Genomic DNA, 23,480 nt, shown 5'->3' with positions numbered 1-23,480 from the left:
CGATACCCTGGTGCCGTGACGTTCCCGGTAGTCGGCATGGTCGGCGGGGGCCAGCTCGCGCGTATGACACACGAGGCAGGCATCCCGCTCGGCATCAGGTTCAAGCTTCTCAGTGACACCCCTCAGGATTCCGCGGCGCAGGTGGTGAGCGATGTCGTCATCGGCGACTACCGCGACCTCGACACGCTGCGTGAGTTCGCGCGCGGGTGCGATGTGATCACCTTCGATCACGAACACGTACCCACCGAGCACCTCAGAGCCCTGGAGGCGGACGGCATCCCCGTGCGCCCCGGCCCCGACGCGCTCGTGCACGCCCAGGACAAGGGCGTGATGCGCGCGCGGCTCGACGCGATCGGCGTGCCGTGCCCACGGCACCGGATCGTCAGCGATCCCGAGGACGTGGCAGCCTTCGCGGCGGAGGGCGACGGCTTCCCCGTCGTCCTCAAGACCGTCCGCGGCGGCTACGACGGCAAGGGCGTGTGGGTCGTCGACTCGGCCGAGGAGGCCGCCGACCCCTTCCGGGCCGGTGTCCCCGTCCTCGCCGAGGAGAAGGTCGACTACGTCCGCGAGCTCGCCGCCAACGTCGTACGGTCGCCGCACGGCCAGGCCGTCGCCTACCCGGTCGTCGAGTCCCAGCAGGTCAACGGCGTCTGCGACACCGTGATCGCCCCGGCCCCCGACCTGGACGAGGCGCTCGCCCTCAAGGCCGAGGAGATGGCCCTCAACATCGCCAAGGAACTGGACGTCGTCGGCCACCTCGCCGTCGAGCTGTTCCAGACCCGCGACGGCCGCATCCTCGTCAACGAACTCGCGATGCGCCCGCACAACTCGGGCCACTGGACCCAGGACGGCGCGATCACCTCGCAGTTCGCCAACCACGTCCGGGCCGTCCTCGACCTCCCGCTCGGCGATCCGCGCCCCCGCGCCCAGTGGACCGTCATGGTCAACGTCCTCGGCGGCGACTTCCCCGACATGTACTCCGCGTACCTGCACTGCATGGCCCGCGACCCCAAGCTGAAGATCCACATGTACGGCAAGGACGTGAAGCCCGGACGCAAGGTCGGCCACGTCAACACCTACGGCGACGACCTGGACGACGTTCTCGAACGCGCACGTCACGCTGCCGGCTACTTGAGAGGCACGATCACCGAATGAGCCCCGTTGTAGGCATCGTCATGGGGTCGGACTCCGACTGGCCCGTCATGGAGGCCGCCGCCCAGGTCCTCGACGAGTTCGAGATCGAGTACGAGGTCGACGTCGTCTCCGCGCACCGCATGCCGCGCGAGATGATCGCGTACGGCGAGCAGGCGGCCGAGCGGGGCCTGAAGGCGATCATCGCGGGCGCGGGCGGTGCCGCCCACCTGCCCGGCATGCTCGCCTCCGTCACCCCCCTCCCGGTGATCGGCGTCCCGGTGCCGCTGAAGTACCTCGACGGCATGGACTCGCTGCTCTCCATCGTGCAGATGCCGGCCGGCGTCCCCGTCGCGACCGTCTCCGTCGGCGGCGCCCGCAACGCCGGTCTCCTCGCGGCCCGCATCCTCGCCGCGCACGACGAGGAACTCCTCGGCCGCATGCGGGAGTTCCAGCAGGAACTCAACGACCAGGCCACCGAGAAGGGCAAGCGCCTGCGGTCCAAGGTCGAGGGCTCCAACGGCTTCGGCTTCGGCAAGTGACCGCCGTGGACCGGCTGGAGAGCGCCCGGGAACTCCTGCGTGAGTTCCCGGTCGTCGACGGCCACAACGACCTCCCGTGGGCGCTGCGCGAACAGGTCCGCTACGACCTCGACGCCCGGGACATCGCCACGGACCAGTCGGCCCACCTGCACACCGACCTGGCGCGGCTGCGCGCCGGCGGGGTCGGCGCGCAGTACTGGTCGGTGTACGTACGCTCCGACCTGCCCGACGCGGTCCCGGCGACCCTGGAACAGATCGACTGCGTACGCCAGCTCCAGGCGCGGTACGCCGGGACGCTGCGGCCCGCGCTCACCGCCGCGGACATGGAGGCGGCGCGCGCGGAGGGCCGTATCGCATCCCTCATGGGCGCCGAGGGCGGCCACTCCATCGCCAACTCCCTCGCCACGCTACGCGCGTTGTACGCGCTCGGCGTGCGCTACATGACCCTCACCCACAACGACAACGTGGACTGGGCGGACTCGGCGACGGACGAGCCCGGCGTCGGAGGGCTCTCCGCCTTCGGCCGCGCGGTGGTCCGGGAGATGAACCGCGAGGGCATGCTCGTGGACCTCTCGCACGTGGCGGCGACGACCATGCGGGACGCACTCGACGCCACGCTCGCGCCGGTGATCTTCTCCCACTCCTCCGCGCGGGCCGTGTGCGACCACCCGCGCAACATCCCGGACGACGTCCTGGAACGCCTCCCGTCCAACGGCGGCATGGCCATGGTCACCTTCGTCCCGAAGTTCGTCCTCCAGGCCGCCGTCGACTGGACGGCCGCGGCCGACGAGAACATGCGCGAGCACGGCTTCCACCACCTCGCGACCACCCCCGAGGCGATGCGGGTGCACCGTGCCTTCGAGGAGCGCACCCCGCGTCCGGTCGCCACGGTCTCGACGGTCGCCGACCACCTGGACCACATGCGCGAGGTGGCCGGCGTGGACCACATCGGCATCGGCGGCGACTACGACGGCACGGCGTTCACCCCGGACGGCCTGAACGACGTCTCGGGCTACCCGAACCTGATCGCCGAACTCCTCGACCGCGGCTGGTCCCGCACCGACCTCGCCAAGCTCACCTGGCAGAACGCGGTACGCGTGCTGAGCGCGGCGGAGGACGTCTCCCGGGACCTCCAAGCCACCCGGGGCCCGTCCAACGCGACGATCACGCAGCTGGACGCCTGAGCGTCCGGGCACCCTGACCTGGTGGCCGGGGCGGCCCGGGGAGCCCGCACCCGCGTACCCCCGAACGCCCCGCCCACCAGGAAGCCCCCCGCGCTCCGTGCGACGGTGACCGTACGGCGATCAGGAAGATCACGACGTACGGAGCCCGTCATGGCAGATCTCCAGGACGAACTGCACCCCGAGGTGGGAGAGCTGCCCCAGCTCTTCGGGACCGTGCCGGAGCTGTGCGCCCCGGGCTCCGACCCGGACGCCGAGCTGCTGGAGCGCGCCCGTGCCCTCCTCGCCGCGCACCCCGTCGCCGACGGGTACAGCGGTCTGCCCTGGGCCCTGCGGCACCTGCCCTGGTTCGACCTGGAGCTCGGCGAGAGCGCGGTGGACACGGACGTACCCAGACTCAGGGAGGGGCACGTGGGCGCCCTGATGTGGTCGCTGCACCTGCCCGAGGGGCTCGACGGGGACAGGGCTGTCGGCGCCACCCTGGAACAGCTCGACCTGGTCAAGACGGTCGTACGCAACCATCCCGAGGGCCTGCGGCTGGCCCGTACCGCGGGACAGGCCACCGACGCCCGCAACTGCGGCCGCGCCGCCGTCCTGCTCGGCCCGGCCGGTGCCGCCGCCCTCGGCGACTCGCTGGGCATCCTGCGCTCCCTGCACGCCCTCGGCCTGCGCGCCCTCACCCTGACCGGGGTGTCCTGGGCGAGCGCGGCGGGGCTCACCCGGTTCGGCGAGGAGGTGCTGCGCGAGATGAACAGGCTCGGCGTCCTCGCCGACCTCTCCGGCGCCTCCGACGCCACCATCCGCCGCGCCCTGGCGGTGTCCAAGGCGCCGGTGCTCTTCAGCCGCTCCGCCGCCCGCGCGCTGCGCCCGCACCCGGCCAACCTGCCCGACGACCTGCTCGCCGGGCTGGGTGCCGCCAAGGGGCTGTGCATGGTTCCGCTGACCGCCGAGCAGACCGGTCCGACGGTCCGGGACGTCGCCGACCACCTTGACCATGTGCGCGCGGTCGCCGGCGCCGAGTGCGTGGGCCTGTCCGGCACCTACGACGCCGGAACGGCCCACCCGCAGGAGCTCGGCGACGCCTCCTGTTACCCGCACCTCGTCGCCGAGCTGCTGCGCCGCGGCTGGGACGAAGCCGACATCGCACTGCTGACCTGGGGCAATGTCCAGCGGCTGCTGCGCGAGTCCGACTTCACCGCCCGGGCGGCGCAGCTGCGGCGCGAGCCGTCCACGGCGAAGATCGCCGAGCTCGACGGCTGACCGGCGGCGCTACACCGGGTCGATACGGCAGAGGCAGAAGGGGTGCCCCGCCGGATCCGCGTACACCCTGAAGTCCTCCTTGTCCTCGGCGTGCAGCAGCCGGGCGCCCAGCTCCAGCACCTTGGCCTCGGCCGCGTCGATCTCCTCCCAGGTGGTCCCGCCGTCGAAGTCCAGGTGGAACTGCTGGGAGTTGCGGTCCGCCCGCGGCCACTCGGGCGGGGTGAGATCCGGGGCGCTCAGGAAGGCGAGCCGGGGACCGGCGGGGACGCGCAGGACCACCCAGTCGGGGTCGTCGTCCTCCGGGGTGCCGCCCACGATCCCGGCGTAGAAGCGGGCGAGCGCGCGGGGGTCGGGGCAGTCGATCACGACGGAACGGAAACGTGCGACAGTCACGAGAGGTCCTCCTGGTTCGGCCGGCGGTTCAGCAGGCGCAGAGGCAGAACGGGTGCCCCGCCGGGTCCGCGTACACACGGAAGGTGCGCGAGCGGTCCTCGGTGTCCAGCGGCCTGGCCCCGAGCGCCAGCACCTCCTGCTCGGCCACGTCCAGGTCCTGGACGGTCAGGTCCAGGTGGAACTGCTGCGAGGCGTCGGGGGCGGGCCACTTCGGCGGTACGAAACCGGGGGCGGCCTGGAAGGCCAGCGACGGTCCGCCGGGGGTCTTGAGGTCCACCCAGTCACCCTCGCCCTCGACGGTGCCGCCGAGGACACCGGCGTAGAAACCGGCGAGCGCGCGCGGGTCCGGGCAGTCCAGTACGACGGCTCCGAGTTCGGCGATGGCCATGGCTTCCTCCTTGAAGCGCGGTTACCTGTAGAGGCGGGTAACCAGTAACGGTTACCGCATGCTCCCGCATCGGGGGTAACGTCGCAAGGGAATTCCCTAGCTAGGTAGCGTGCAGCCATGAGTGAGCGATCGCCCGCGCCCGGGGGACTGGCCCTGGTCGAGTCCCTGGTGAACACGGTGGACCTGGAGTCGGGCGCCGATTCGCTGGACACGGTGGAGGGGCGGGAGCGGTTCGGGATCGCCGAGGCGGAGCTGGCGCGGGCACGTGAGCTGCGGGAGTCGCTGCGGGTCGCCCTGCTGGCCCACGCCGGACATCCGCCGCATCGCACGGTGACGCCGCTGGGAGAGCTGCTGGCGGCGGCGCCCCTGTTTCTGACGGTGACCCCGTCGGACGGCTCGGCCGCCCTCGCCCCCGCCGACACCGGGCCCCTGCTCTCCCGCGTCGCCGCCGCCGTCGCCGAGGCGCTGGTCGCCGGTACCTGGATCCGTCTGAAGGCCTGCGAGGCCGTGGACTGCCACTGGGCGTACTACGACCGGAGCCCGGCGGGGCGGGGGCGGTGGTGCTCCATGCAGGTGTGCGGGGCCCGGGCGAAGATGCGGCGGTACCGGGCGAGGGGCTGAGCGCTCCTCTCAGGCTTCCTCCTCCCGCGCGCGGGACGTCCTCGAGCCCACCAGCAGGAGGCACAGGACCGCCGTGCCGGCCATCAGGCCCGCGAGGAGCAGGAGGGGATCCAGCGGGCGGGCCGTCGAGGCCGTCGTCGTGGTCATGGCTGCCTGCGCCGGCTGCGGCGACGGCTGTGTCGCCTACGGTACGGCGGCCCCGGACGCCGTGGGTGACCGGGTCGGCGAGGGCATCGTCATCGCCGGTGCCGAGCGGACCGGACGCGAGGAGGTCGGACGTGAGGGCGTCCGGGGCTCGGCCGTGTGCACATGCTCGGTCGGCGCCGCCGGTTTCGTCGCCGGGGCCGCCGCCCGCACCGTGATCCCCGCCGTCATGTCCGGATGGACCGTGCAGACATAGCCGTAGGAACCGGCCGTGGTGAAGGTGAAGCTCCAGCTCTGGCCCTTGTCGAGCATGGGGGAGTGGATCGGGACGGGGCCGGAGGTGGTCTGCACATCGTGCGGGGCGGTGTCGTAGTCGGTCCAGGTGACGGTCGAGCCGGCGGGCACGCTCAGAGAGGCGGGCGAGAAGGCGTAGCCCTTCATGGCGACGGAGTAGGTCGCAGCCTGGGCCCGGTCCGCCGGGAGCAGCCAGACCGTGAGGAGGGCGAGCGCCGCCGCGGCCCGCAGCAGCGCCCTCACGTGAACTCCGCCGCGACGAGCAGCCTGAGCCGCGTGGCCGGAAGCCGCCACGGCAGCCGGAACCCGGTGGCCCGGCGCAGCAGCCGGTACGGCAGCCGGGCCGTGCCCACGACGAGCAGCCTGTCCTCGGCGCGGCCGACCACCCGCAGCCGTAGCAGGACGGGGAAGGCCACGCCGTCGACGTCGAGATCGGCGGTGAGCCGGAGGCGGTAGCCGGGCAGGTCCTCGACCCGCTCGGAGGTGAGGACGGCCCGGAGCTCGCGGTCGTCGCACGCGAAGCGGAAGGCGGGCTGTCCGGCGTCCGCAGGCAGGTCCAGGGCCGCTGCGGCGAGCGGTATCCGCCGTCGCCTCACGGGCAACGGGCCGTACCAGGCGGTGAGTTCGCCGAGCGAGCGGCCGGGGGACACGGAGAGTCGGCGCGGTGGTGGAACAGTGGGCAGAGTGACGGTTGTCATCCCGAACTCCTTGGAAAGCGGTTCCCGAAATGTGGTGGGCGTGTGGAGAATGGACGCGAACGCCGCTCCGGCCGACTGAGCCTCGGCCGGAGCGGCGTTCACCCATGGGTCAGCAGCTTGCGGTGAGGAAGTCCGTGGTGGGCATGAGCATGTGCCCGGCCCAGACGGTGTGCATCTTCACGTAGCTGTCGACATCGAGCAGGTCCGTGACCTGCTGCCCGAGCGACTCCTCAGTCGTCGGCGCCATGGTCGCGGGCGGCTGTGCATCGCGATGGTCACGCGGCCAGACCGCCCTGCGGAACAAGGGCATGACTCCACTCCTGACGTGCTCAGGTCAACCCGACGGAAGAATCCGGCGGATGACGAACAGTGGAGTAGAGGGCGGATTCCGCTTGACTGCACATTGGTTAACCGACCGTTATCTACCTCTCCTTTGTGGGGTCATGGGCTGTGAGAACGGTCAATTCTCCGCCGTACTCGAATGCAAATCGAACTCGTGTTGATGATTCCGGGGAAGGCGGCATATGCCGACGTCCGGGGCCCGACAGGGGTCCCTCAGAGAAACCGGCCGACGATGGCACCGGCCTGCTCCGGCCGCTCCTCGAACCATCGGCCGAGGTGCTCCTGTACGACCTCCGTGACGCACAGCAGCACCGCCGCGTTGCCCAGAAGGCCGCGCGTGGCACCGAGAAACTCCGGCCGGTCCAGCTTCACCGACACGACCGCCGTCAGGCCCTCGCCGATCCGGTCCGCGCTCAGATCCGCGTCGGCGGCCGCCAGCAACCCCCGCCCGCGCGCGTACGCGTTGACCGCGCCGACCAGCCCGTCCCGGAAGCCCAGCAGGTGGGTGCTGCCCTCGAAGGCGGGCCAACTGTTGGCGAAGCCCCGCACCCGCTCCTCGCGCGAATCGGACCAGCGCAGCGCCACGTCCACCGTCGCCGCCGGAGTGTCTCGCTCGAAGGCGATGACGTCGGGGTGGGCGGCCCTCCCGGCGGTCCCAGCTGTCCCGGCCCTCCCCGCCTCCCGGTCGAGGTAGGCGACGAACTCCCGTACCCCGTCCGGGAATCGGAACCGCACCGAACGGGGCTCGCCCGGAGGGCGTTCGTCGGTCAGTGAGACGTCCAAGTCCCGGTTCAGGAAGGCCAGTTCACGGAAGCGCTCCTCGAAGACGCCGAACACGAACTCCGTCGTCTCGAAGATGTCGGCGTCGGGCCAGAACGCGAGAGCGGTCCCGCTGCCGCTCGCCGGGCCCATCGCGGTGGGCGGGGCGAGGGCGGCCCCGCGGACGTACTCCTGGACCCAGCGCGTCCCCTCCCGCCGCACCTCGGCCGTCAGGCGGCTCGACAGAGCGGTGGTGACACAGGGGCCGACCCCGAAGAGCCCCGACGTCAGGTCGTGCCGCCCACTGGTGTCCGGCCCGGTGAGGGGCCGGGTCAGCAGGGTCTCCAGGCCGGGACCGCCGGTGTGTCCCGCCGCTTCGACGGGGACGCCCGGTCCGTCGTCCGCGACCCGCACACCGCCGTCGGCCAGGAAGGTGATGTCGACGCGGCTGGCGGTGCCGGCGAGGACCTCGTTCACCGCCCGCTCGGCCACGTCGAACACCAGCTGGCGCAGGCCGCGTTCACCGGTGGAGCCGACGTACATCCCCGGCCGTTTCCGGATGGCGTGCCGCCCCTCCAGAACCGTGATGTGGCTGGCGTCGTACTCGATGGCTTCCCCACTCATGAGGTCTCCCGTGATGCCGTCCGACAGACCTCGTCAGCCTAGGCGAATACCGGAAAAACACCAGGTCAAGCCGGGTGTGCGAAACGCGTGGACGGCCAGGTGGGGGCTCGCCGGGAGGCGGTGGGCGGCCAGCTCACGGAACCTCGCCGGGGGGCCTCCGGGACCCCACCGGGGCCGCGCACGGCCCAATTCCCGGCGCACCTGGGGCCGTTGGTTCACCCTCGTCCGTCGGTACGTGAGGCGCACATCGCTGGGCGGGGCCGGCACGGTCCCGAGAGGCGGCGATCACCAGCCCACCTCACGGGCCCGGAGGCCCGGTCGAGGAAACGCGACCGGTTCCGCGCCCGCGGCCCACACCCTGCACCACCACATGCGCCGCGCGCCGCAGGCGATCGGGGGGGGGGGTGCCGCACCGCGACCGCCCCGTTGACCTGGATGCGGCCGAGGACGTGTACGGCGCCCTGTCGCAGTCGCAGTCGCATTCGCCCCCCAGCCCCCGCTCTCAGGCCGTCGGCCGCCCCATCGCCCGGTACGTCCACCCCGCCTTGCGCCACAGGACCGGGTCCAGGGCGTTGCGGCCGTCCAGGACCACCTTCGCCGCCGCGACCTCGCCGAGGGCCGCCGGGTCCAGCTCGCGGAACTCCCGCCACTCCGTGAGGTGCAGGACGACGTCGGCGCCCCGGACCGCGTCCACGGCCGTGTCGGCGTAGCCCAGGGTCGGGAACAGGCGGCGGGCGTTGTCCATGCCCTTGGGGTCGTAGACCGTGACCTGGCCGCCCTGAAGGTGGATCTGCCCGGCGACGTTCAGCGCGGGGGAGTCGCGCACGTCGTCGGAATCGGGCTTGAAGGTGGCACCGAGCACCGCGACGCGCTTGCCGAGGAACGGCCCGCCGCCCAGTATCTGCCGGGCCAGCTCCACCATCTGCCCGCGCTGGCGCATGTTGATCGAGTCGATCTCGCGCAGGAAGGTCAGCGCCTGGTCGGCGCCGAGCTCACCCGCGCGGGCCATGAAGGCGCGGATGTCCTTCGGCAGACAACCGCCGCCGAAGCCGATCCCGGCCCGCAGGAACTTCTTCCCGATCCGGTCGTCGTACCCGATGGCCTCGGCCAGCTTGGCGACATCGCCGTCGGCGGCCTCGCAGACCTCCGCCATCGCGTTGATGAAGGAGATCTTGGTCGCCAGGAAGGAGTTCGCGGACGTCTTCACCAGCTCGGCGGTCGGGAAGTCCGTCACCACGAACGGCGTGCCCTCGCCGAGCGGAGTCGCGTACACCTCGCGCAGCAGCTTCTCCGCGCGCTCGCTGCGCACACCGACGACGATCCGGTCCGGGTGCAGCGTGTCGTCCACGGCGAAGCCCTCGCGCAGGAACTCCGGGTTCCAGGCCAGCTCCGCGTCCGCGCCCGCGGGGGAGTGGTCGGCCAGGTAGCGGGCCAGCCGGTCGGCGGAGCCCACGGGCACCGTCGACTTGCCGACGACCAGGGCCGGACGGCTCAGGTGCGGGGCCAGGGAGGCGATCGCGGAGTCGACGTACGACATGTCGCAGGCGTACTCGCCGTGCCGCTGCGGAGTGTTCACACAGACGAAGTGCACATCGCCGAAGGCGCCCACCTCGGCGAAGTCCATGGTGAAGCGCAGCCGGCCGGTGGAGCCCTCGATCCCGGCGACATGCTTGCGCAGCAGGTCCTCCAGGCCCGGCTCGTACATCGGGACCTCACCACGCTGGAGCATCTCGATCTTCTCGGGCACCACGTCGAGCCCCAGCACCTCGAACCCGAGCTCGGCCATGGCCGCGGCGTGGGTGGCGCCGAGGTAGCCGGTGCCGATCACGGTGATCTTGAGGGCCATGAAGACTCCAGGAAGGGGAACGGGCCAGTGCGCGCCCGAGCATAGTCGGCGGGGCCGACGGGCAGTTCTACCGCTGTCGCCAAGCTCACGTATCCGTCCCGTGGGCGGACCTTTAAAATTTGAGTTACTTAACGGTAGTTAGCGCAGCATCGCAGCGTCCTTGGAGCGTGAGAGACCTTGGCCGGAACGGCTGATTTCGACCTGTACCGCCCGTCCGAGGAGCACGACATGCTCCGGGACGCCATCCGCTCGCTGGCGGAGGCGAAGATCGCGCCGTACGCCGCCGCGCGGTCGACGAGGAGGCCCGCTTCCCCCGGGAGGCGCTGGACGCGCTGGTGGCCAACGACCTGCACGCCGTGCACGTCCCCGAGGAGTACGGCGGCGCGGGCGCCGACGCCCTGGCCACGGTGATCGTCATCGAGGAGGTCGCGCGCGTCTGCGTCAGCTCCTCCCTCATCCCCGCCGTGAACAAGCTGGGCTCGCTCCCCGTGATCCTCTCCGGCTCCGAGGACCTGAAGAAGAAGTACCTGTCGCCCCTCGCCAAGGGCGACGCGATGTTCTCCTACGCCCTCTCCGAGCCGGACGCCGGTTCCGACGCGGCCGGCATGAAGACCAAGGCGGTCCGCGACGGCGACCACTGGATCCTCAACGGCGTCAAGCGCTGGATCACCAACGCGGGCGAGTCCGAGTACTACACGGTGATGGCCGTGACCGACCCCACCAAGCGCTCCAAGGGCATCTCCGCCTTCGTCGTCGAGAAGTCCGACGAGGGCGTCTCCTTCGGCGCCCCCGAGAAGAAGCTCGGCATCAAAGGCTCCCCGACCCGCGAGGTCTACCTCGACAACGTCCGCATCCCCGCCGACCGCATGATCGGCGAGGAGGGCACCGGCTTCGCCACCGCGATGAAGACCCTGGACCACACCCGCATCACCATCGCCGCCCAGGCCCTCGGCGTCGCCCAGGGCGCTCTCGACTACGCCAAGGGCTACGTCCAGGAGCGCAAGCAGTTCGGCAAGGCCATCGCCGACTTCCAGGGCATCCAGTTCATGCTCGCCGACATGGCCATGAAGATCGCCGCCGCCCGCGCCCTGACCTACCAGGCCGCGGCCGCCTCCGAGCGCGGCGACAAGGACCTCACCTTCCAGGGCGCGGCGGCCAAGTGCTTCGCCTCGGACGTGGCCATGGAGGTCACCACGGACGCCGTCCAGCTCCTCGGCGGCTACGGCTACACCCGTGACTACCCGGTCGAGCGGATGATGCGCGACGCCAAGATCACGCAGATCTACGAGGGCACCAACCAGGTCCAGCGGATCGTGATGGCCCGCAACCTGCCGTAAGGGGTCCGACCGGCCACGACGACAGCCCCCGGAGGTGTTCCGGGGGCTTTTGTCGTCCCTAGAGCTGGGCGTTTCGGGGCGGATTGTTCGCGTCCGCCCGATGGCGTCCGGGCCGGGAGGGGCGTAGGACGGAAGGGCACGGGGCCCGCCCCGGGCTCCCGCGTCCCCCAGGAGGAGCCATGACCCAGGCCGAGAGCATGTCCGCGATGAGCAAGGAGATGCAGGACTGCGTGGCGGCGTGCATGGAGTGCCACAGCGTGTGCGAGGAGACCATGAGCTCCTGCATGCAGATGGGCGGCCAGGCGCAGATGCAGATCATGCGCGCGCTCATCGACTGCGCCGAGATGACCCGCATGTGCGCGGACATGATGATGCGCCGCTCGCCCCTGTCGGCGGAGATGTGCGCGATGTGCGCCAAGGCGTGCGAGATGTGCGCCGAGGCGTGTATGTCCATGCCGGACGATGCCCAGATGATGCGCTGTGCGCAGGCGTGTCGTCGCTGCGTGGAGACCTGTCGGGCGATGGCGGGCATGGCGATGTGACACCGCCGCCCGAGCGCGGCCGGGGGCACCCGCCCGGTGCTCCCGGTCAGGGGTGCGGCAGGCTGCGGGGCATGACCTCATCCCAGCACGAGACACCCTTGCAGCGGGACGCCACCGAGGCCTTCGACGCCGCCGAGCGCTCGATGTGGAAGGGCCGCACCGAGGCGTACGCCGGCAGCTTCGCGCGGCTGTGCGCCCACCCCGTGGAGGCCCTGCTGGACGCCGCCGGGGTCGGGGCGGACACGCGCGTCCTCGACGTCGGTACCGGCACCGGTACGGCGGCCGTGGCGGCGCGGGCACGCGGCGCCCGGGTGAGTGCCGTGGACGCCGATGCCGGGATGGTGGCCGCGGCACGGGCCCGCGGGATCGACGCGCGCACCGCGGGGCTTCCTGAACTCCCCTACTCGGACGGTGAGTTCGACGCCGTGGTCGGCAACTTCGTCCTCAACCACGTCGGCCGCCCTCGCACCGCCCTCGCCGAGCTCCACCGCCTCCTGCGCCCCGGCGGCCGGATCGCCGTCACGACGTGGAGTGCGCGGCGCGGTGCCGGTCAGGACCCGCTGGGCCGGGCCTGCGAGGCGGGCGGGGCCGTACCGCCGCCGTATCTCCCGCGGCTGGACCCCGTGCAGGACTGGCCCCGCACACCGCAGGGGCTTGCCCAACTCCTCGACGGGGCGGGCTTCGTGGCCTCGGAGGCGGCCGAACTCGCCTGGGACCACCGGGCCGGTGTCGAGGAGTGGTGGAGCGGTGCCGCGGGCGGTGTCGCCACCGTCGGGCTGGTCGTCACCTCGCAGGACCCGGAGACGGTGGCGCGTATCCGCCGGGAGTACGACCGGTTGAGCGCCGAACACACGGTGGCGGAAGGGCAGTTGGCCCTTCCGCACATCGCGCTGCTCGGCTCGGGACGGCGACCGTAGGGCTCAGGCGGCCGTAGGGCTCAGTTGCCCGAGACGGTGACCTTCTCGTCGTTCTTCAGCTCGTCGACCAGGGTCTTCACCTTGGCCTTGTCCCAGAGCAGGTTGCCGCCCGTGGAGCCGGAGATCGGCATGTTCATGGAGGTGCCGTCACCGCCGTTGACGCCCTTCATGGCCCAGAACATCTTGCCCAGGTCGTACAGGCCCATGTCCTTGTCGACGATCAGCGAGTCGAGGCCCGCGCCCATCGTCGGGTAGAGCTTGAAGGGGTTGAGGACGGTGCTCGGGGTGGCGACCTGGTTGGCGAGCGCGTTGAGGAACTTCTGCTGGTTCTTCGTGCGGTCGAGGTCGGAGCCCGCGAGGGCGTACCGGGTGCGCACGAAGGCGAGGGCCTGGTCGCCGTTGAGGGTCTGCTTGCCCGCCTCGAAGTCGGCACCGGACTTGGTGTCCTTCATGCCGCCCTTGGGGATGTCGATCTCGACGCCGCCGACCGCGTCCACGATGTTCGCGAAGCCGGCGAAGCCGATCTCGACGTAGTGGTCGATCTTCAGGCCGGTGTTGAACTCGACCGTGCGCACGAGCAGTTCGGGGCCGTCCTCGGCGTAGGCGGCGTTCAGCTTCACGTGCCGGCCGGTGCCCTTGTACGTCTTGCCGGACTCGGAGCCCACGAAGGTCGGGATCTCCACGTCCGAGTCACGCGGCAGCGAGATCAGCGTGTCGCCGTTGCTGCCGGTGTGCAGGATCATCATCGAGTCGGTGCGCTTGCCCTCGGCGGAGCCGGTGTGCAGCTGCTTCTTCTGCTCGGAGGAGAGCCCGGCGCGGCTGTCGGAGCCGACGATGAGGTAGTTGGTGCCGTCGCCCTGCTCCGGCCGGTCGATGACCTTGGACAGGTCGACCTCGCGGTTGAGCTTGGAGTCGGCCCAGAAGTAGGTGGAGACGGTCGTCACGACCAGCCCGGTGAGCACGACGATCGCGGTCCACTTGATCCGCTTGCGCCAGTTCGGCGCGGGCCGCGGACCACGGCCGCCGACCGGGTCGCCGGGGCCGCCGTAGCCACCGCCGCCGGGGCTGCCGTAGACCTGGCCCGTGTTGTAGCCGCTGTCGTACGCGTCGTAGTCACCGCCGTGCCCCTGGCCGTTGACGTACGACGGCTGCTGCTGGGGCACGCCGTTTCCGTACGGCGGCGCGGACGGGCCCTGGCGGCCGTACGCGCCCTGCCCGGGTGCCGCCTGACCGCGGCGGACCTGCCGCATCACGCGGGCGCTCTCGGGCTGTGCGCTCGCGCTGCCGCGTCCGTACCGGTCGCCGCGGTTGTCGCCGGACCATCCCTCGGGCCAATCGTTCATGGGCCCCAGTGTGCCGGTACCCGCTGTGCCCTTTACAAGGGTCGTCGGAAAATCAGGGCAGCGCTGTTGCGAAGCTGACACAAATTCCCGAATTGTCATCGGGCATAGGGTGGGGGGCATGACAGACCAGGCCACCGCCGCGCACCAGGGCACCCCGGAGATCCCGGGCAAGCCCACCTCGGCGTCCCGCACGACGCTCAGCCACATCATGACCCAGGCCGACACCAACCTCCTCGGTACCGTGCACGGTGGCGTGATCATGAAGCTGGTGGACGACGCGGCGGGCGCGGTGGCCGGACGGCACAGCGGTGGCCCCGCGGTCACCGCCTCCATGGACGAGATGGCGTTCCTGGAGCCGGTCAGGGTGGGTGACCTCGTCCATGTGAAGGCCCAGGTCAACTGGACCGGCCGGACCTCGATGGAGGTCGGGGTACGGGTCCTGGCCGAGCGCTGGAACGAGTCCACGCCCGCCACCCAGGTCGGCTCCGCCTACCTCGTGTTCGCCGCGGTCGACGCCGACGGCAAGCCCCGCCGGGTCCCGCCGGTGCTGCCGGAGACCGAACGCGACGAGCGCCGCTACCAGGAGGCCCAGATCCGCCGCACACACCGCCTCGCGCGACGCCGGGCGATCATGGAACTGCGCGAGAAGCGAGCGGCGGAGGGCTTCGAGGACTGAGCCGTCTCCCCTTCTCCCGCACGGTCTCCGGCGGCAGCCCCCGCTCCGCCCGGCCCCGGTCCATGAGGTCCCGCACCAGCTCCGCCCTGGCCCGCGCGTACGCTCCCGGAGCGGTCACGAGGCGACGACCGCCCGCTTGAGCCCGGCGTGCCGGGCGGCGTCGCGAGGGTGGGCGCGCGGATGCCGCAGCGACGTCCGGTTCCGGTGCGGCCGGCTCGCCCTCGACACCCCGTGCGGGATGTGGGTGCGGACACGGTCGGGGCGCGGACGGCAGCAGTCGGTCGGTCATCCCGTTGACGTGCGGGCGGAAGCCGGCAGCGGGCAGGGCGTCCTCACGGGGCAGGTGTGCCGGATGTCACGGGCGGCGGCCGGCCAGGTCGGTGACGAGCTTGGCCGCCGGTCCAGCGACCGCGGTGGACCGGGGCGCCCGAGCTCCACGAAGACCCCGGGGACGAAGTGGGGTGCACGTCGATCGCGGTGTTCGGGCGCGGCCACTCCGTGAGCACCGTCACCCGGTGTCCCCGCGCGGAGCTACACGCACCCCACCTCGTCCCCCGTCACCACCCCGAACTCGCCCTGCAGCTCGTCCTCGGCCCGTACCTTGCGCACCCGCTCGAAGTCCGCGCCCGCGACGACCTTCAGCACCGCCCCCTGGCCCTTCACCGCGCGCAGCTCGCTGCCCGGCAGGGCCGCCGCCAGCGAGCGGGCCGAGCGGTCCCAGCGGGGGTCGTAGGCGATGACCGTGCGCTTCAGGGTGCGGTCGGCCGAGTTCACCGGGGTTCCGGTGGTACGGAAGCCCGTCGACGCCAGGGCCGCGTCCACCCGCTTGCCGAGGCCGCCCGTCGCCGTGCCGTTCTCGACCTGGACGCGGATCTGCTGCGGGGAGACCGGGACCAGCAGCGCCTTGTTCTTCGGCTTGTACGCGGCCAGCGGCTGGTCCTCGCGCAGGGCCTTGAAGAGCCGCGCCGACTTCTCCGGGTCCCACTTCAGCGTCGAGCCCACGCCCTCGACGGCGTATCCCATCTGCCCGATCGGCACGGTGGTGAACTCCGAGGAGGAGGGGGAGAAGTTCCGCATCGCCCGGCCGAGGTCGAGCAGTTCGTCCGTGCCGAAGCCCTTGTCGGCCCGGACGGAGCCGAGGACGGCCCGGGCCACGTCGCGGAACTTCATCGGGTTCAGGAGGACTCCGGAGGAGGTCGCCCGCTCGATCAGCGCGGCGAGGAAGCGCTGCTGCCGTTTCATCCGGCCGAGGTCGGAGGAGCCGTCGGCGTGCCGGGAGCGGACGTACTGGAGCGCCTGACCGCCCATCAGCCGGTGCCGGCCCGCCGCGAGGTCGAGGCCGGTGTACGCGTCCTTCAGCGGGTCGGCGTTGCAGATCTCGACCCCGCCGAGCACGTCCACCGTCTTCATGAAGCTGGTGAAGTCGACCTCCAGATAGTGGTCGATCTTCACATGGGTCATGCTCTCCACGGTCCGGACCGTCAGCTGCGGCCCGCCCTCCGCGTACGCCGCGTTGATCTTGATGGGGTGGCCGTGATGACGTTCCCCCGTGGTCGCGTCGACGTGCTCCGGTGTCGTCGCGTACGAGTCGCGCGGCAGGCTCACCACGCTCGCCCGCTCCCGGTCCTCCGAGATGTGCACGATCATGATCGTGTCGGTGCAGTGGCAGGGCGCCCCGCCCAGCCGGTACTTCTGCCGCTCCTCCTCGGTGATGCGGTCGCGGCCGTCGGTGCCGACCAGCAGCACGTTCATGCCGTGTCCGGCGCGCGGCCGGTTCTTCATGTCCTTGAACGGGTCGACGCGCTTGATGTCCGCGTCGAGGCTGGTCATCACCGCGTGACCGATCCCGGCGGAGGCGAGCACGACGACGGACAGCGTGGTCGCCGCCCGCATGGCCCAGCGCGGCCGGCCGCGCCGTACGGGGGGACGGGAGGGCCTGCGCTGCGGGGGGCGAGGGCGGGCGGCGGAGGGCCGGGGTGGCGTGGCGGGCATGGCGGGACACCTCCGCGAGGAACAGCCGAACGAGGGATCCTGAGCACCGTAGGCCCATACGATCTGCGACGACCGGCACCGCCCCGGGCGGGGCGCGATGGTGTCCCCCGTTCGCGGTAACGTGAGCCCCCTATGAACGCCAAGCCCGACGTGCGGCCCCCCGCTGTGTCCGTGATCATGCCCGTCCTCAACGAGGAGCGGCATCTGCGCGGAGCCGTCCAAGCGATCCTCGCGCAGGAGTACGCCGGCGAGATGGAGGTCGTGATCGCCCTCGGTCCGTCCACGGACCGCACGGACGAGATCGCGGCTCAGCTCGTGGCGGAGGACTCCCGCGTCCACACCGTCCCGAACCCCACCGGCCGCACCCCCGCCGCCCTCAACGCCGCGATCAAGGCCTCCCGCCACCCGATCGTCGTCCGCGTCGACGGGCACGGCATGCTCTCGCCGAACTACATCGCCACCGCCGTACGGCTCCTGGAGGAGACCGGCGCGCAGAACGTCGGCGGCATCATGCACGCCGAGGGCGAGAACGACTGGGAGTGCGCGGTCGCCGCCGCGATGACCTCCAGGATCGGTGTCGGCAACGCCGCCTTCCACACGGGCGGTGAGGCGCAGGCCGCCGAGACCGTGTACCTCGGGGTGTTCCGCCGCGAGGCCCTGGAGCAACAGGGCGGCTACAACGAGGAGTTCATCCGCGCCCAGGACTGGGAACTCAACTTCCGGATCCGGGAGGCGGGCGGGCTCATCTGGTTCTCGCCCGAACTGAGGGTGTCGTACCGCCCGAGGCCCAGCGTGAAGGCCCTGGCCAAGCAGTACAAGGACTACGGCCGCTGGCGGCACGTCGTCGCCCGCTACCACGAGGGCTCCATCAACCTGCGCTACCTCGCCCCGCCGACCGCGGTGTGCGCGATCGCGGCCGGGATCGTGGTCGGCGCCGCGCTGACCCCGCTCGGCTTCGTGATCCCCGGCGGCTACCTCGCGGCGATCGTGCTGGGCTCGCTGCCCGCGGGCCGGGGACTGCCGCTGAAGGCACGGCTCCAGATCCCCGTCGCCCTCGCCACCATGCACATGTCGTGGGGCTACGGCTTTCTGACCAGCCCGCGCTCCCTGGCCAGGCGGGTCATCGCCTCGCGCCGGCCCGCCGTGCTGGACGGGGTGTGACAGCGGCGCCCCTCCGGACCGAGGGGCGCCCTCGCCTCACCAGGTGAAGCCCGGGTTGACGTGCATGCAGGCCGAGTCGTCCGCGCCGTTGAGGGCCTCCGCGGTCTCCGGGGTCGTGTCGTCCTGCTTCGGCGCCTTGTAGGCGCTGCCCTCGCGCCAGTCGGCGCCCACGACGAGCGTGACCCCGGAGACGTCGGTGGACCGCTTCACCGAACTCGTCGGGATTCCCAGCGACTTGGCGACCGCCCGGGCGTCGCCCTCCAACTCCGCGCTCGGGTAGCGCACGAGCGTGGTCGCCTCGCTCAGCGACGCGGACCGGTCGGAGACCGCCTTCGTGAAGCCCTGGTCCACCAGCAGCCCGGCCACCGTGCTCGCCCGGCCGCTCGCCGCGGCCAGGGTGTCGGTGCGGGTGCCGTTCTGGACCAGGACCCCGATCTCGTCCTTGGCGGCGGCCGGGTCGTCGGAGGTCTCCTCCGCCTTCTCCGAGGTCGCCTTCTTCGCGTCCTTGCCGTCCAGCGCGATGTCGTCGCGCACCAGCCGGAAGAGCTGCTCGGCGTCCTCGGTGGGCTCCACGCGCGCGCCGACGTACCGGTTCGGCATGGTCGTCATGGTGATGCGTTCCGGCTCGACCTTGCGCAGCTCGTTGCTGAGGTCGAAGAGCTTCTTCACGGTGCCGAGCCCCGAGTCGACGGTCAGGGCGCCCGTGGCCTGCTCGGCGAGCTTGCGCAGCTTGTTGGGGCTGCTCAGGGTGGCGTTGGCGCGCAGCTCGCGGACCATCGAGTTCATGTACATGTGCTGGGCCTTGGCGCGGGCCAGGTCGCTGCCGTCCTCGAAGCCGTAGCGGGTGCGCAGCCACTGCAGGGCCTGCTCGCCCTTGACCGAGGTGGTGCCCTTCTCCAGCTTCAGCCCGGAGCCGTGCCCCTGGCTGTCCCGCGAGTGGATGTTGGCGTCCACGCAGACCGGCACCCCGCCGATGGCGTCGGCCATGGAGACCACGCCGGCGAAGTCGACCATCATGAAGTGGTCGATGTGGATGCCGGTGAGCTCCTGCCAGGTGGCCACCGTGCAGCCCGGGCCGCCGTGGCCGAGGCTCTGGTTGGTCATGACCCGGCCGTCGCTCTCCGGGTACACCTTGCCGTCGTCCGGGTCGGTGCACTTGGGGATCTTCACCAGGGTGTCGCGCGGCATGCTGACGACCGAGAGGTTGCTGCGGTCCGCGGACAGGTGCAGCAGCATCTGCACGTCCGCGAGCGGGGTGGAGCCGAAGGTCTCCTTGGCGCCGCCGAGCTCCTGGTTCTCCTTGCTGTCCCGGGCGTCGGAGCCGATCAGCAGGATGTTCAGCGGGGTCTGGCCCGCCGCGTTCGGTGTCGGCTCGGCGACCTTGTTGTCGCCCAGGTTCAGGTCGTCCTGCTCGATGTTGGAGTTCAGGTGCCGGTAGTAGAGGTAGCCGGTCCCGGCCGCCGCGAGTATCAGCACGGCGAGCGTCGCCGCCGACCATCTGAGCAGCCGGTGCTTGCGCGGCGCCCGGCGGCTGCCGTGCCCGCCGTCCCCTTCGGTCTCCGGCGCGACTTCCTGCACGCTGTATTGCGTTGTCAACGTTCCCGTCCTCCCCACCCACCCCACCGGACCCGCGGTCATGCCACGGGCCCGCCGCACGTCTTAGACATACGACGGGGCCGTGAGGTTGCCCTACAAACCTGTGCGAGACCTGGGCGCCGGCTCGCGGCCCCCCGTGGGTCTCAGCTCGCGCACTGCGCCTTGTCCGCGGTGGACTTCTCCACGTCCGGTGTCGCGGCCGTGGCGGTGTTGAGCTTCACGCCCGCGCCCTTGAAGTCCTTGCCGAGGGTGAGGGTCATGGCGGGCAGGCCCTGGGAGTTGATGACACTCTTGCCGGGCTTCAGCGCCGAGCCGGACAGTCCCATGATGTCCGCGAGGCGGCGGGCCTGGTCGGCCTGGTCGGGGTCGTACTCCAGGGTCGTCCTCGCGAGCGCCGTGTCGGCGTTGCCCGCGTTGTCGGACTTGGTCACGCCCGCCTCGGTCTGGAGGTAGGCCAGCTGCTGCTGCGCGCTGCCGGCGGCCGCACCGCCGTTGAGGATGCGCACCCGCACGTCGGAGGCGGCCGACCTGGTGCCCTTGAGCCGGGCCGCGACCGCCGCCTTCTCCTTCTTCTGCTGCGCCTTGACCTCGGTGAAGGAGACGTCGTTGTTGATGGCGTCGACGACCTGCGGAGCCCTCGACTCGTCCACGACCACCGTCACCGGGGTCGGTTCGGCCGGGTTGTCCTTCACCGGGATCGTCATGAAGCTGATGTTCTTCGTCGGCACCTTCTTCAGCTCCAGGGCGATGTCCTTGAGCGTGCCGACCTTGCCGATCGCCTCGTCCACGGTGAGGGCGTTGGTCGCGGCCTCCGCCAGCTTCAGCAGCTTGGCGGGGCTGGTGAGGGTGTCGCCGGAGGTCATCTTGCGCATCAGCGAGCCCATGAACTGCTGCTGCACCTTGATCCGGTCCAGGTCGCCCTCGTTGCCGAAGGCGTGCCGGGTGCGCACGAAGGCGAGGGCCTGCTCGCCCTCCACCGTCGACTTGCCCGCGGGCAGGTCGAGCTTGGACTGCTTGTCCTTGACGGCGTTCTCCACACAGACCTCGACCCCGCCCACCGCGGAGGTCAGGGTCTTCACGGCGTTGAAGTCGGCCATCACGAAGTGGTCGGGCTTGATCCCGAGGGCCGCGTCGACCGTGCGCATCGTGCAGCCCGCGTCCCGGCCGCTCTCCCCGAGGCTCCGGTTGAAGCGGACGCCGTCCTGTCCCGCGACGACCGACGAGGAGCCGTCCTCCTGCTTGGTCTCGCAGTCCGGGATGTCGACGATCAGGTCGCGCGGGATGCTGAGCGCGGTCGCGTTCGTCCGGTCCTTGGAGACGTGCAGCAGGATGTTGGTGTCGGCGTGGCCCACGCTGCCCGCGTCGCCGTAGCCCTCGTTGCCCGCGCCGGTGCGCTTGTCGGTGCCGATGATGAGGATGTTGAAGGCCTCGTCCTTGCTGAAGCTGCTCGCGGCCGCGTCGCCGACGTCGGTGGTGCCGACGTTGCCTTCGAGGTGCTTGAGGTAGAACCAGCCCGTGGTGGCGCCGGCGACCAGGACGAACGCCATCGTGCCGCCGGTCCACAGCACGGCTTTCTTCGCCTTCGACTTCTGCTTGACCGGGCGGCGTCCGCGCCGCCCCGGCAGCGGCTCCTCGGGCGGTGCGCCCCGGCGCCTGCGCGGCGGCGGGACGTCCCGGCCGGGGGCCACGGGGGTCGTCGTACGACCACGCGGCGCTCCCGGCCGGCTCGACGAGGGGGCGGACCTGCGGGGACCGGGCACGGCCGACTGCGGTGCGGAAGGGGTCAGTCGCAGTTCGTATTCACCGGTGTTCGGATTGAGCACCCACTGGTCTGCGGGGTCGACGTCGTCCGCCCGCCCACGGCCTTGTGCGTCCACGTTGTCCGAATCCTCCGTCAGGGCCACGCGGCGATCGCTGGATCGCTCACACTATCCGCCCGATCGCGCCTTGAGCGACGTGAGTTGTTCCCGTGCCGATTCTGTGAGCTTGTACGTACGCCAGGAGCGCTCCGTTCGACTACCAGCGGTACACCGAGTACACGTCCATGCACTGTCCGGTGTCCGAGCCGTTGATGGCGTCCGCGTTGCCGGGCACGTCACCGGCCCTGGCCTCGGCCACCTTCGGATACGCCGTGCCCTCGCGCCAGTCGGCGCCCACGACGAGCGTGACCCCGGACACATCGGTCGACTTCTTCACCGAACTCATGGGGATGCCAAGGGACTTGGCGACGCGCTGGGCGTCTCCCTGCAACTCGGCGCTCGGGTAGCGCACAACGGTCCGCTCCTCGGAGAGCCCGTTCGTCGCGTCCTTGGACGCCCGCGAGAAACCTTTTTGCACGAGCTCGGCGGCGATCGCGCCGGCCCGTCCGCTCACCGGCCCGAGCGTGGAGGTGGCCGTCGCGTTCCGGACCAGGACACCGATCTCGCCGTCCGGGGCGGACGGGGCCTTCGTGGCCACGGTGGTCTTCTTCCCGCCCGAGGACGCCTTGCCGTTCTTGTCGAGGGCCACGTCGTCGCGGAGCATCTCCCACAGCCTGTCCGCGTTCGCGCCGTCGGGGACCACGTGGTCCCTGTTGCGCGGGTCCTCCACGTTCGGCATCGTCACCGAGGTGATGCGGTCCGGCGGCACCGACTTGAGCTGCATGCCCAGGTCGTAGAGGTCCTTGACCGAGCCGATCTCCTCGGACACCTGGAGGGACTTCGTGGCCGCCTCGGCGAGGCCCATCAGCCGCGGGGTGTCGGTGAAGACGTTCTGCCCCTTCAGCGTGCGGATCATCGAGTTCAGGTACATGTGCTGGGCCCGGGCCCGCATCAGGTCGCTGCCCCAGGCGTGCCGGGTGCGCAGCCACTGCAGGGCCTGCTTGCCCTTGACCTTGTGCGTGCCCTTCGTCATCTTCAGCCCGGAGCCGCCGGGCACGGCGGCCGTCGGCCGGTCCCACACGTTCTGCCTCACGCAGACGGAGACCCCGCCGATGGCGTCCGCCATCCGCACCACGCCCGAGAAGTCGATGGTCATCCAGTGGTCGATGTAGACCCCGGTGAGGTTCTGCCAGGTGGCGAGCGTGCAGCCGGCTCCGCCGCGGGCCAGGGAGGTGTTGATGATGTCCGTGGTCGCCTCGTACGTCTTCCCGGTCTCCGGGTCCGTGCACTGGGGGATGTCGACCCGGGTGTCGCGCGGGATGGTCACCATCGCCGCGCTCTTGCGGTCCGCGGAGAGGTGGATGAGCATCTGCACATCGCCCAGCGGCGGGTTGCCGCGGTTGTCCCTGCTGCCGCCCAGTTCGACGTTCTCGTCGGAGTTACGGCTGTCCGAGCCGATCAGCAGGATGTTGAGGGGCGTCTGCCCGGCCGCGTTGGCCTCGGTCTTCTTCGCCTTGGAGTCGCCGCTGCTGCGCTCGCCCTTGCGGATGTTGCCGTTGAGGTGCTGGTAGTAGAGGTATCCGGCGCCGGCCGTGCCGAGTATCAGCACCGCGAGCGTGGTCGCCGACCACCGCAGCACCCGGTGCCTGCGTTTGCCGCGCCGCCGCCCGTGCCGCCCGCCGTCCCCGCTCCCGGACCCGCCGTCGCCGCCCCCGCCGGCGTTCCGCGCTCGTGGAGCGGGCCGGGAAGCCGGCCGCGCCCCCTCCTCGTGCACACCGCTGTACGCCATCCCCTGTCTCCCCACCCTCACGCCGAACCAACGAAAAGACCTGCC

At 71.2% G+C, this 23,480-nt stretch carries 22 protein-coding genes and 1 pseudogene; 10 read left to right on the top strand and 13 right to left on the bottom strand.

The genetic code is table 11. The features are described 5' to 3' along the window. Positions 1–15: 15 nt before the first annotated feature. From M2163_RS21970 to M2163_RS21955, 4 genes are all read left to right on the top strand, one after another. Positions 16–1,155: a 5-(carboxyamino)imidazole ribonucleotide synthase gene (locus M2163_RS21970; protein WP_280894797.1), complete on the top strand. Its 1,140-nt coding sequence runs from the start codon at positions 16–18 to the stop codon at positions 1,153–1,155. A gap of 20 nt (positions 1,156–1,175) precedes the next feature. After that, entirely contained in the window at positions 1,176–1,673 is a 498-nt protein-coding gene (gene purE, locus M2163_RS21965; protein WP_037711216.1) for a 5-(carboxyamino)imidazole ribonucleotide mutase, read from the top strand. Beyond that, entirely contained in the window at positions 1,670–2,857 is a 1,188-nt protein-coding gene (locus tag M2163_RS21960) for a dipeptidase (protein WP_280894796.1), read from the top strand. Before purE ends, M2163_RS21960 begins: the two co-directional genes overlap by 4 nt. A 150-nt stretch (positions 2,858–3,007) precedes the next feature. Then, positions 3,008–4,114, top strand: coding sequence for a dipeptidase (locus tag M2163_RS21955; RefSeq protein WP_280851105.1), 1,107 nt, complete (start codon positions 3,008–3,010; stop codon positions 4,112–4,114). A 9-nt stretch (positions 4,115–4,123) separates the two neighbouring features. Here the strand turns inward: M2163_RS21955 and M2163_RS21950 are convergent, their stop codons facing one another. Both M2163_RS21950 and M2163_RS21945 read right to left on the bottom strand, forming a co-directional pair. Next, positions 4,124–4,507 carry a VOC family protein gene (locus tag M2163_RS21950; protein ID WP_280894795.1) on the bottom strand — a complete coding sequence of 128 codons (384 nt, stop codon included), beginning with the start codon at positions 4,505–4,507 and terminating at the stop codon, positions 4,124–4,126. Positions 4,508–4,535: 28 nt separating this feature from the next. Then, positions 4,536–4,895 carry a VOC family protein gene (locus M2163_RS21945; RefSeq protein WP_280851107.1) on the bottom strand — a complete coding sequence of 120 codons (360 nt, stop codon included), beginning with the start codon at positions 4,893–4,895 and terminating at the stop codon, positions 4,536–4,538. Positions 4,896–5,012: 117 nt separating this feature from the next. Between M2163_RS21945 and M2163_RS21940 the strand changes: the two genes are divergently transcribed. Next, positions 5,013–5,516: a CGNR zinc finger domain-containing protein gene (locus tag M2163_RS21940; protein ID WP_280894794.1), complete on the top strand. Its 504-nt coding sequence runs from the start codon at positions 5,013–5,015 to the stop codon at positions 5,514–5,516. Between the two features lie 9 nt (positions 5,517–5,525). On the opposite strand, the gene M2163_RS21935 is transcribed toward M2163_RS21940, so the two are convergent. From M2163_RS21935 to M2163_RS21910, 6 genes are all read right to left on the bottom strand, one after another. Beyond that, positions 5,526–5,663 carry a hypothetical protein gene (locus M2163_RS21935; RefSeq protein ID WP_280851109.1) on the bottom strand — a complete coding sequence of 46 codons (138 nt, stop codon included), beginning with the start codon at positions 5,661–5,663 and terminating at the stop codon, positions 5,526–5,528. Between the two features lie 36 nt (positions 5,664–5,699). Then, a complete protein-coding gene (locus M2163_RS21930) occupies positions 5,700–6,197 on the bottom strand; it encodes a plastocyanin/azurin family copper-binding protein (RefSeq protein WP_280851110.1) in 498 nt (165 codons plus the stop codon). Then, positions 6,194–6,652, bottom strand: coding sequence for a hypothetical protein (locus M2163_RS21925; RefSeq protein ID WP_280894793.1), 459 nt, complete (start codon positions 6,650–6,652; stop codon positions 6,194–6,196). Before M2163_RS21925 ends, M2163_RS21930 begins: the two co-directional genes overlap by 4 nt. Before the next feature lie 109 nt (positions 6,653–6,761). Then, positions 6,762–6,962 (bottom strand): hypothetical protein, encoded by a 201-nt coding sequence (locus M2163_RS21920; protein WP_280894792.1) that lies wholly within the window; start codon positions 6,960–6,962, stop codon positions 6,762–6,764. A 245-nt stretch (positions 6,963–7,207) separates the two neighbouring features. Next, positions 7,208–8,377: a DNA gyrase subunit B gene (locus M2163_RS21915; protein WP_280894791.1), complete on the bottom strand. Its 1,170-nt coding sequence runs from the start codon at positions 8,375–8,377 to the stop codon at positions 7,208–7,210. Between the two features lie 502 nt (positions 8,378–8,879). After that, on the bottom strand, positions 8,880–10,223 hold the full coding sequence (locus M2163_RS21910; protein ID WP_280894790.1) for a UDP-glucose/GDP-mannose dehydrogenase family protein: 1,344 nt from the start codon (positions 10,221–10,223) through the stop codon (positions 8,880–8,882). A 228-nt stretch (positions 10,224–10,451) separates the two neighbouring features. Between M2163_RS21910 and M2163_RS21905 the strand changes: the two are divergent. The 3 genes and pseudogenes from M2163_RS21905 to M2163_RS21895 all read left to right on the top strand — a co-directional run bounded on the left by M2163_RS21905 (position 10,452) and on the right by M2163_RS21895 (position 13,019). Further along, positions 10,452–11,560 (top strand): annotated as a pseudogene (locus M2163_RS21905) (acyl-CoA dehydrogenase family protein). Positions 11,561–11,739: 179 nt separating this feature from the next. Next, positions 11,740–12,102, top strand: a complete 363-nt coding sequence (locus M2163_RS21900; protein ID WP_280851115.1) for a four-helix bundle copper-binding protein — start codon at positions 11,740–11,742, stop codon at positions 12,100–12,102. Between the two features lie 71 nt (positions 12,103–12,173). Continuing rightward, positions 12,174–13,019: a class I SAM-dependent methyltransferase gene (locus M2163_RS21895; RefSeq protein WP_280894789.1), complete on the top strand. Its 846-nt coding sequence runs from the start codon at positions 12,174–12,176 to the stop codon at positions 13,017–13,019. 20 nt (positions 13,020–13,039) lie between these two features. Here M2163_RS21895 and M2163_RS21890 read toward each other — a convergent pair whose 3' ends face one another. Beyond that, positions 13,040–14,362 carry an LCP family protein gene (locus M2163_RS21890; RefSeq protein WP_280851116.1) on the bottom strand — a complete coding sequence of 441 codons (1,323 nt, stop codon included), beginning with the start codon at positions 14,360–14,362 and terminating at the stop codon, positions 13,040–13,042. A 118-nt stretch (positions 14,363–14,480) separates the two neighbouring features. Here M2163_RS21890 and M2163_RS21885 point away from each other — a divergent pair, with 118 nt between their 5' ends. Then, positions 14,481–15,038: an acyl-CoA thioesterase gene (locus tag M2163_RS21885; protein ID WP_280851117.1), complete on the top strand. Its 558-nt coding sequence runs from the start codon at positions 14,481–14,483 to the stop codon at positions 15,036–15,038. A gap of 531 nt (positions 15,039–15,569) precedes the next feature. Here M2163_RS21885 and M2163_RS21880 read toward each other — a convergent pair. Then, positions 15,570–17,030, bottom strand: a complete 1,461-nt coding sequence (locus M2163_RS21880) for an LCP family protein (protein WP_280894788.1) — start codon at positions 17,028–17,030, stop codon at positions 15,570–15,572. Between the two features lie 132 nt (positions 17,031–17,162). Between M2163_RS21880 and M2163_RS21875 the strand changes: the two genes are divergently transcribed. Further along, the gene (locus M2163_RS21875) at positions 17,163–18,191 is read left to right on the top strand and encodes a glycosyltransferase family 2 protein (protein WP_280851119.1); all 1,029 of its coding nucleotides are present in this window, start codon (positions 17,163–17,165) and stop codon (positions 18,189–18,191) included. A 36-nt stretch (positions 18,192–18,227) separates the two neighbouring features. Here M2163_RS21875 and M2163_RS21870 read toward each other — a convergent pair whose 3' ends face one another. From M2163_RS21870 to M2163_RS21860, 3 genes are all read right to left on the bottom strand, one after another. Continuing rightward, entirely contained in the window at positions 18,228–19,769 is a 1,542-nt protein-coding gene (locus tag M2163_RS21870; protein WP_280854183.1) for an LCP family protein, read from the bottom strand. Positions 19,770–19,930: 161 nt separating this feature from the next. Further along, positions 19,931–21,664: an LCP family protein gene (locus M2163_RS21865; protein ID WP_280851120.1), complete on the bottom strand. Its 1,734-nt coding sequence runs from the start codon at positions 21,662–21,664 to the stop codon at positions 19,931–19,933. A gap of 139 nt (positions 21,665–21,803) precedes the next feature. Continuing rightward, positions 21,804–23,435: an LCP family protein gene (locus M2163_RS21860; protein WP_280851121.1), complete on the bottom strand. Its 1,632-nt coding sequence runs from the start codon at positions 23,433–23,435 to the stop codon at positions 21,804–21,806. Positions 23,436–23,480 lie beyond the last annotated feature (45 nt).

Source organism: Streptomyces sp. SAI-135 (assembly GCF_029893805.1).
In the GTDB taxonomy this organism is placed as follows: domain Bacteria; phylum Actinomycetota; class Actinomycetes; order Streptomycetales; family Streptomycetaceae; genus Streptomyces.
The sequence above is the reverse complement of the archived record's forward strand: the minus strand, read 5'-3'. Positions and strand labels throughout refer to the sequence as shown.

Coding starts and splice junctions, on each gene's coding strand:
- M2163_RS21940 (WP_280894794.1), top strand. CDS start 5,013: ATGAGTGAGCGATCGCCCGCGCCCGGGGGACTGGCCCTGGTCGAGTCC.
- M2163_RS21895 (WP_280894789.1), top strand. CDS start 12,174: ATGACCTCATCCCAGCACGAGACACCCTTGCAGCGGGACGCCACCGAG.
- M2163_RS21915 (WP_280894791.1), bottom strand. CDS start 8,377: ATGAGTGGGGAAGCCATCGAGTACGACGCCAGCCACATCACGGTTCTG.
- M2163_RS21880 (WP_280894788.1), bottom strand. CDS start 17,030: ATGCCCGCCACGCCACCCCGGCCCTCCGCCGCCCGCCCTCGCCCCCCG.
- M2163_RS21955 (WP_280851105.1), top strand. CDS start 3,008: ATGGCAGATCTCCAGGACGAACTGCACCCCGAGGTGGGAGAGCTGCCC.
- M2163_RS21900 (WP_280851115.1), top strand. CDS start 11,740: ATGACCCAGGCCGAGAGCATGTCCGCGATGAGCAAGGAGATGCAGGAC.
- M2163_RS21920 (WP_280894792.1), bottom strand. CDS start 6,962: ATGCCCTTGTTCCGCAGGGCGGTCTGGCCGCGTGACCATCGCGATGCA.
- M2163_RS21935 (WP_280851109.1), bottom strand. CDS start 5,663: ATGACCACGACGACGGCCTCGACGGCCCGCCCGCTGGATCCCCTCCTG.
- M2163_RS21925 (WP_280894793.1), bottom strand. CDS start 6,652: ATGACAACCGTCACTCTGCCCACTGTTCCACCACCGCGCCGACTCTCC.
- M2163_RS21875 (WP_280851119.1), top strand. CDS start 17,163: ATGAACGCCAAGCCCGACGTGCGGCCCCCCGCTGTGTCCGTGATCATG.
- M2163_RS21860 (WP_280851121.1), bottom strand. CDS start 23,435: ATGGCGTACAGCGGTGTGCACGAGGAGGGGGCGCGGCCGGCTTCCCGG.
- M2163_RS21945 (WP_280851107.1), bottom strand. CDS start 4,895: ATGGCCATCGCCGAACTCGGAGCCGTCGTACTGGACTGCCCGGACCCG.
- M2163_RS21910 (WP_280894790.1), bottom strand. CDS start 10,223: ATGGCCCTCAAGATCACCGTGATCGGCACCGGCTACCTCGGCGCCACC.
- purE (WP_037711216.1), top strand. CDS start 1,176: ATGGGGTCGGACTCCGACTGGCCCGTCATGGAGGCCGCCGCCCAGGTC.
- M2163_RS21885 (WP_280851117.1), top strand. CDS start 14,481: ATGACAGACCAGGCCACCGCCGCGCACCAGGGCACCCCGGAGATCCCG.
- M2163_RS21890 (WP_280851116.1), bottom strand. CDS start 14,362: ATGAACGATTGGCCCGAGGGATGGTCCGGCGACAACCGCGGCGACCGG.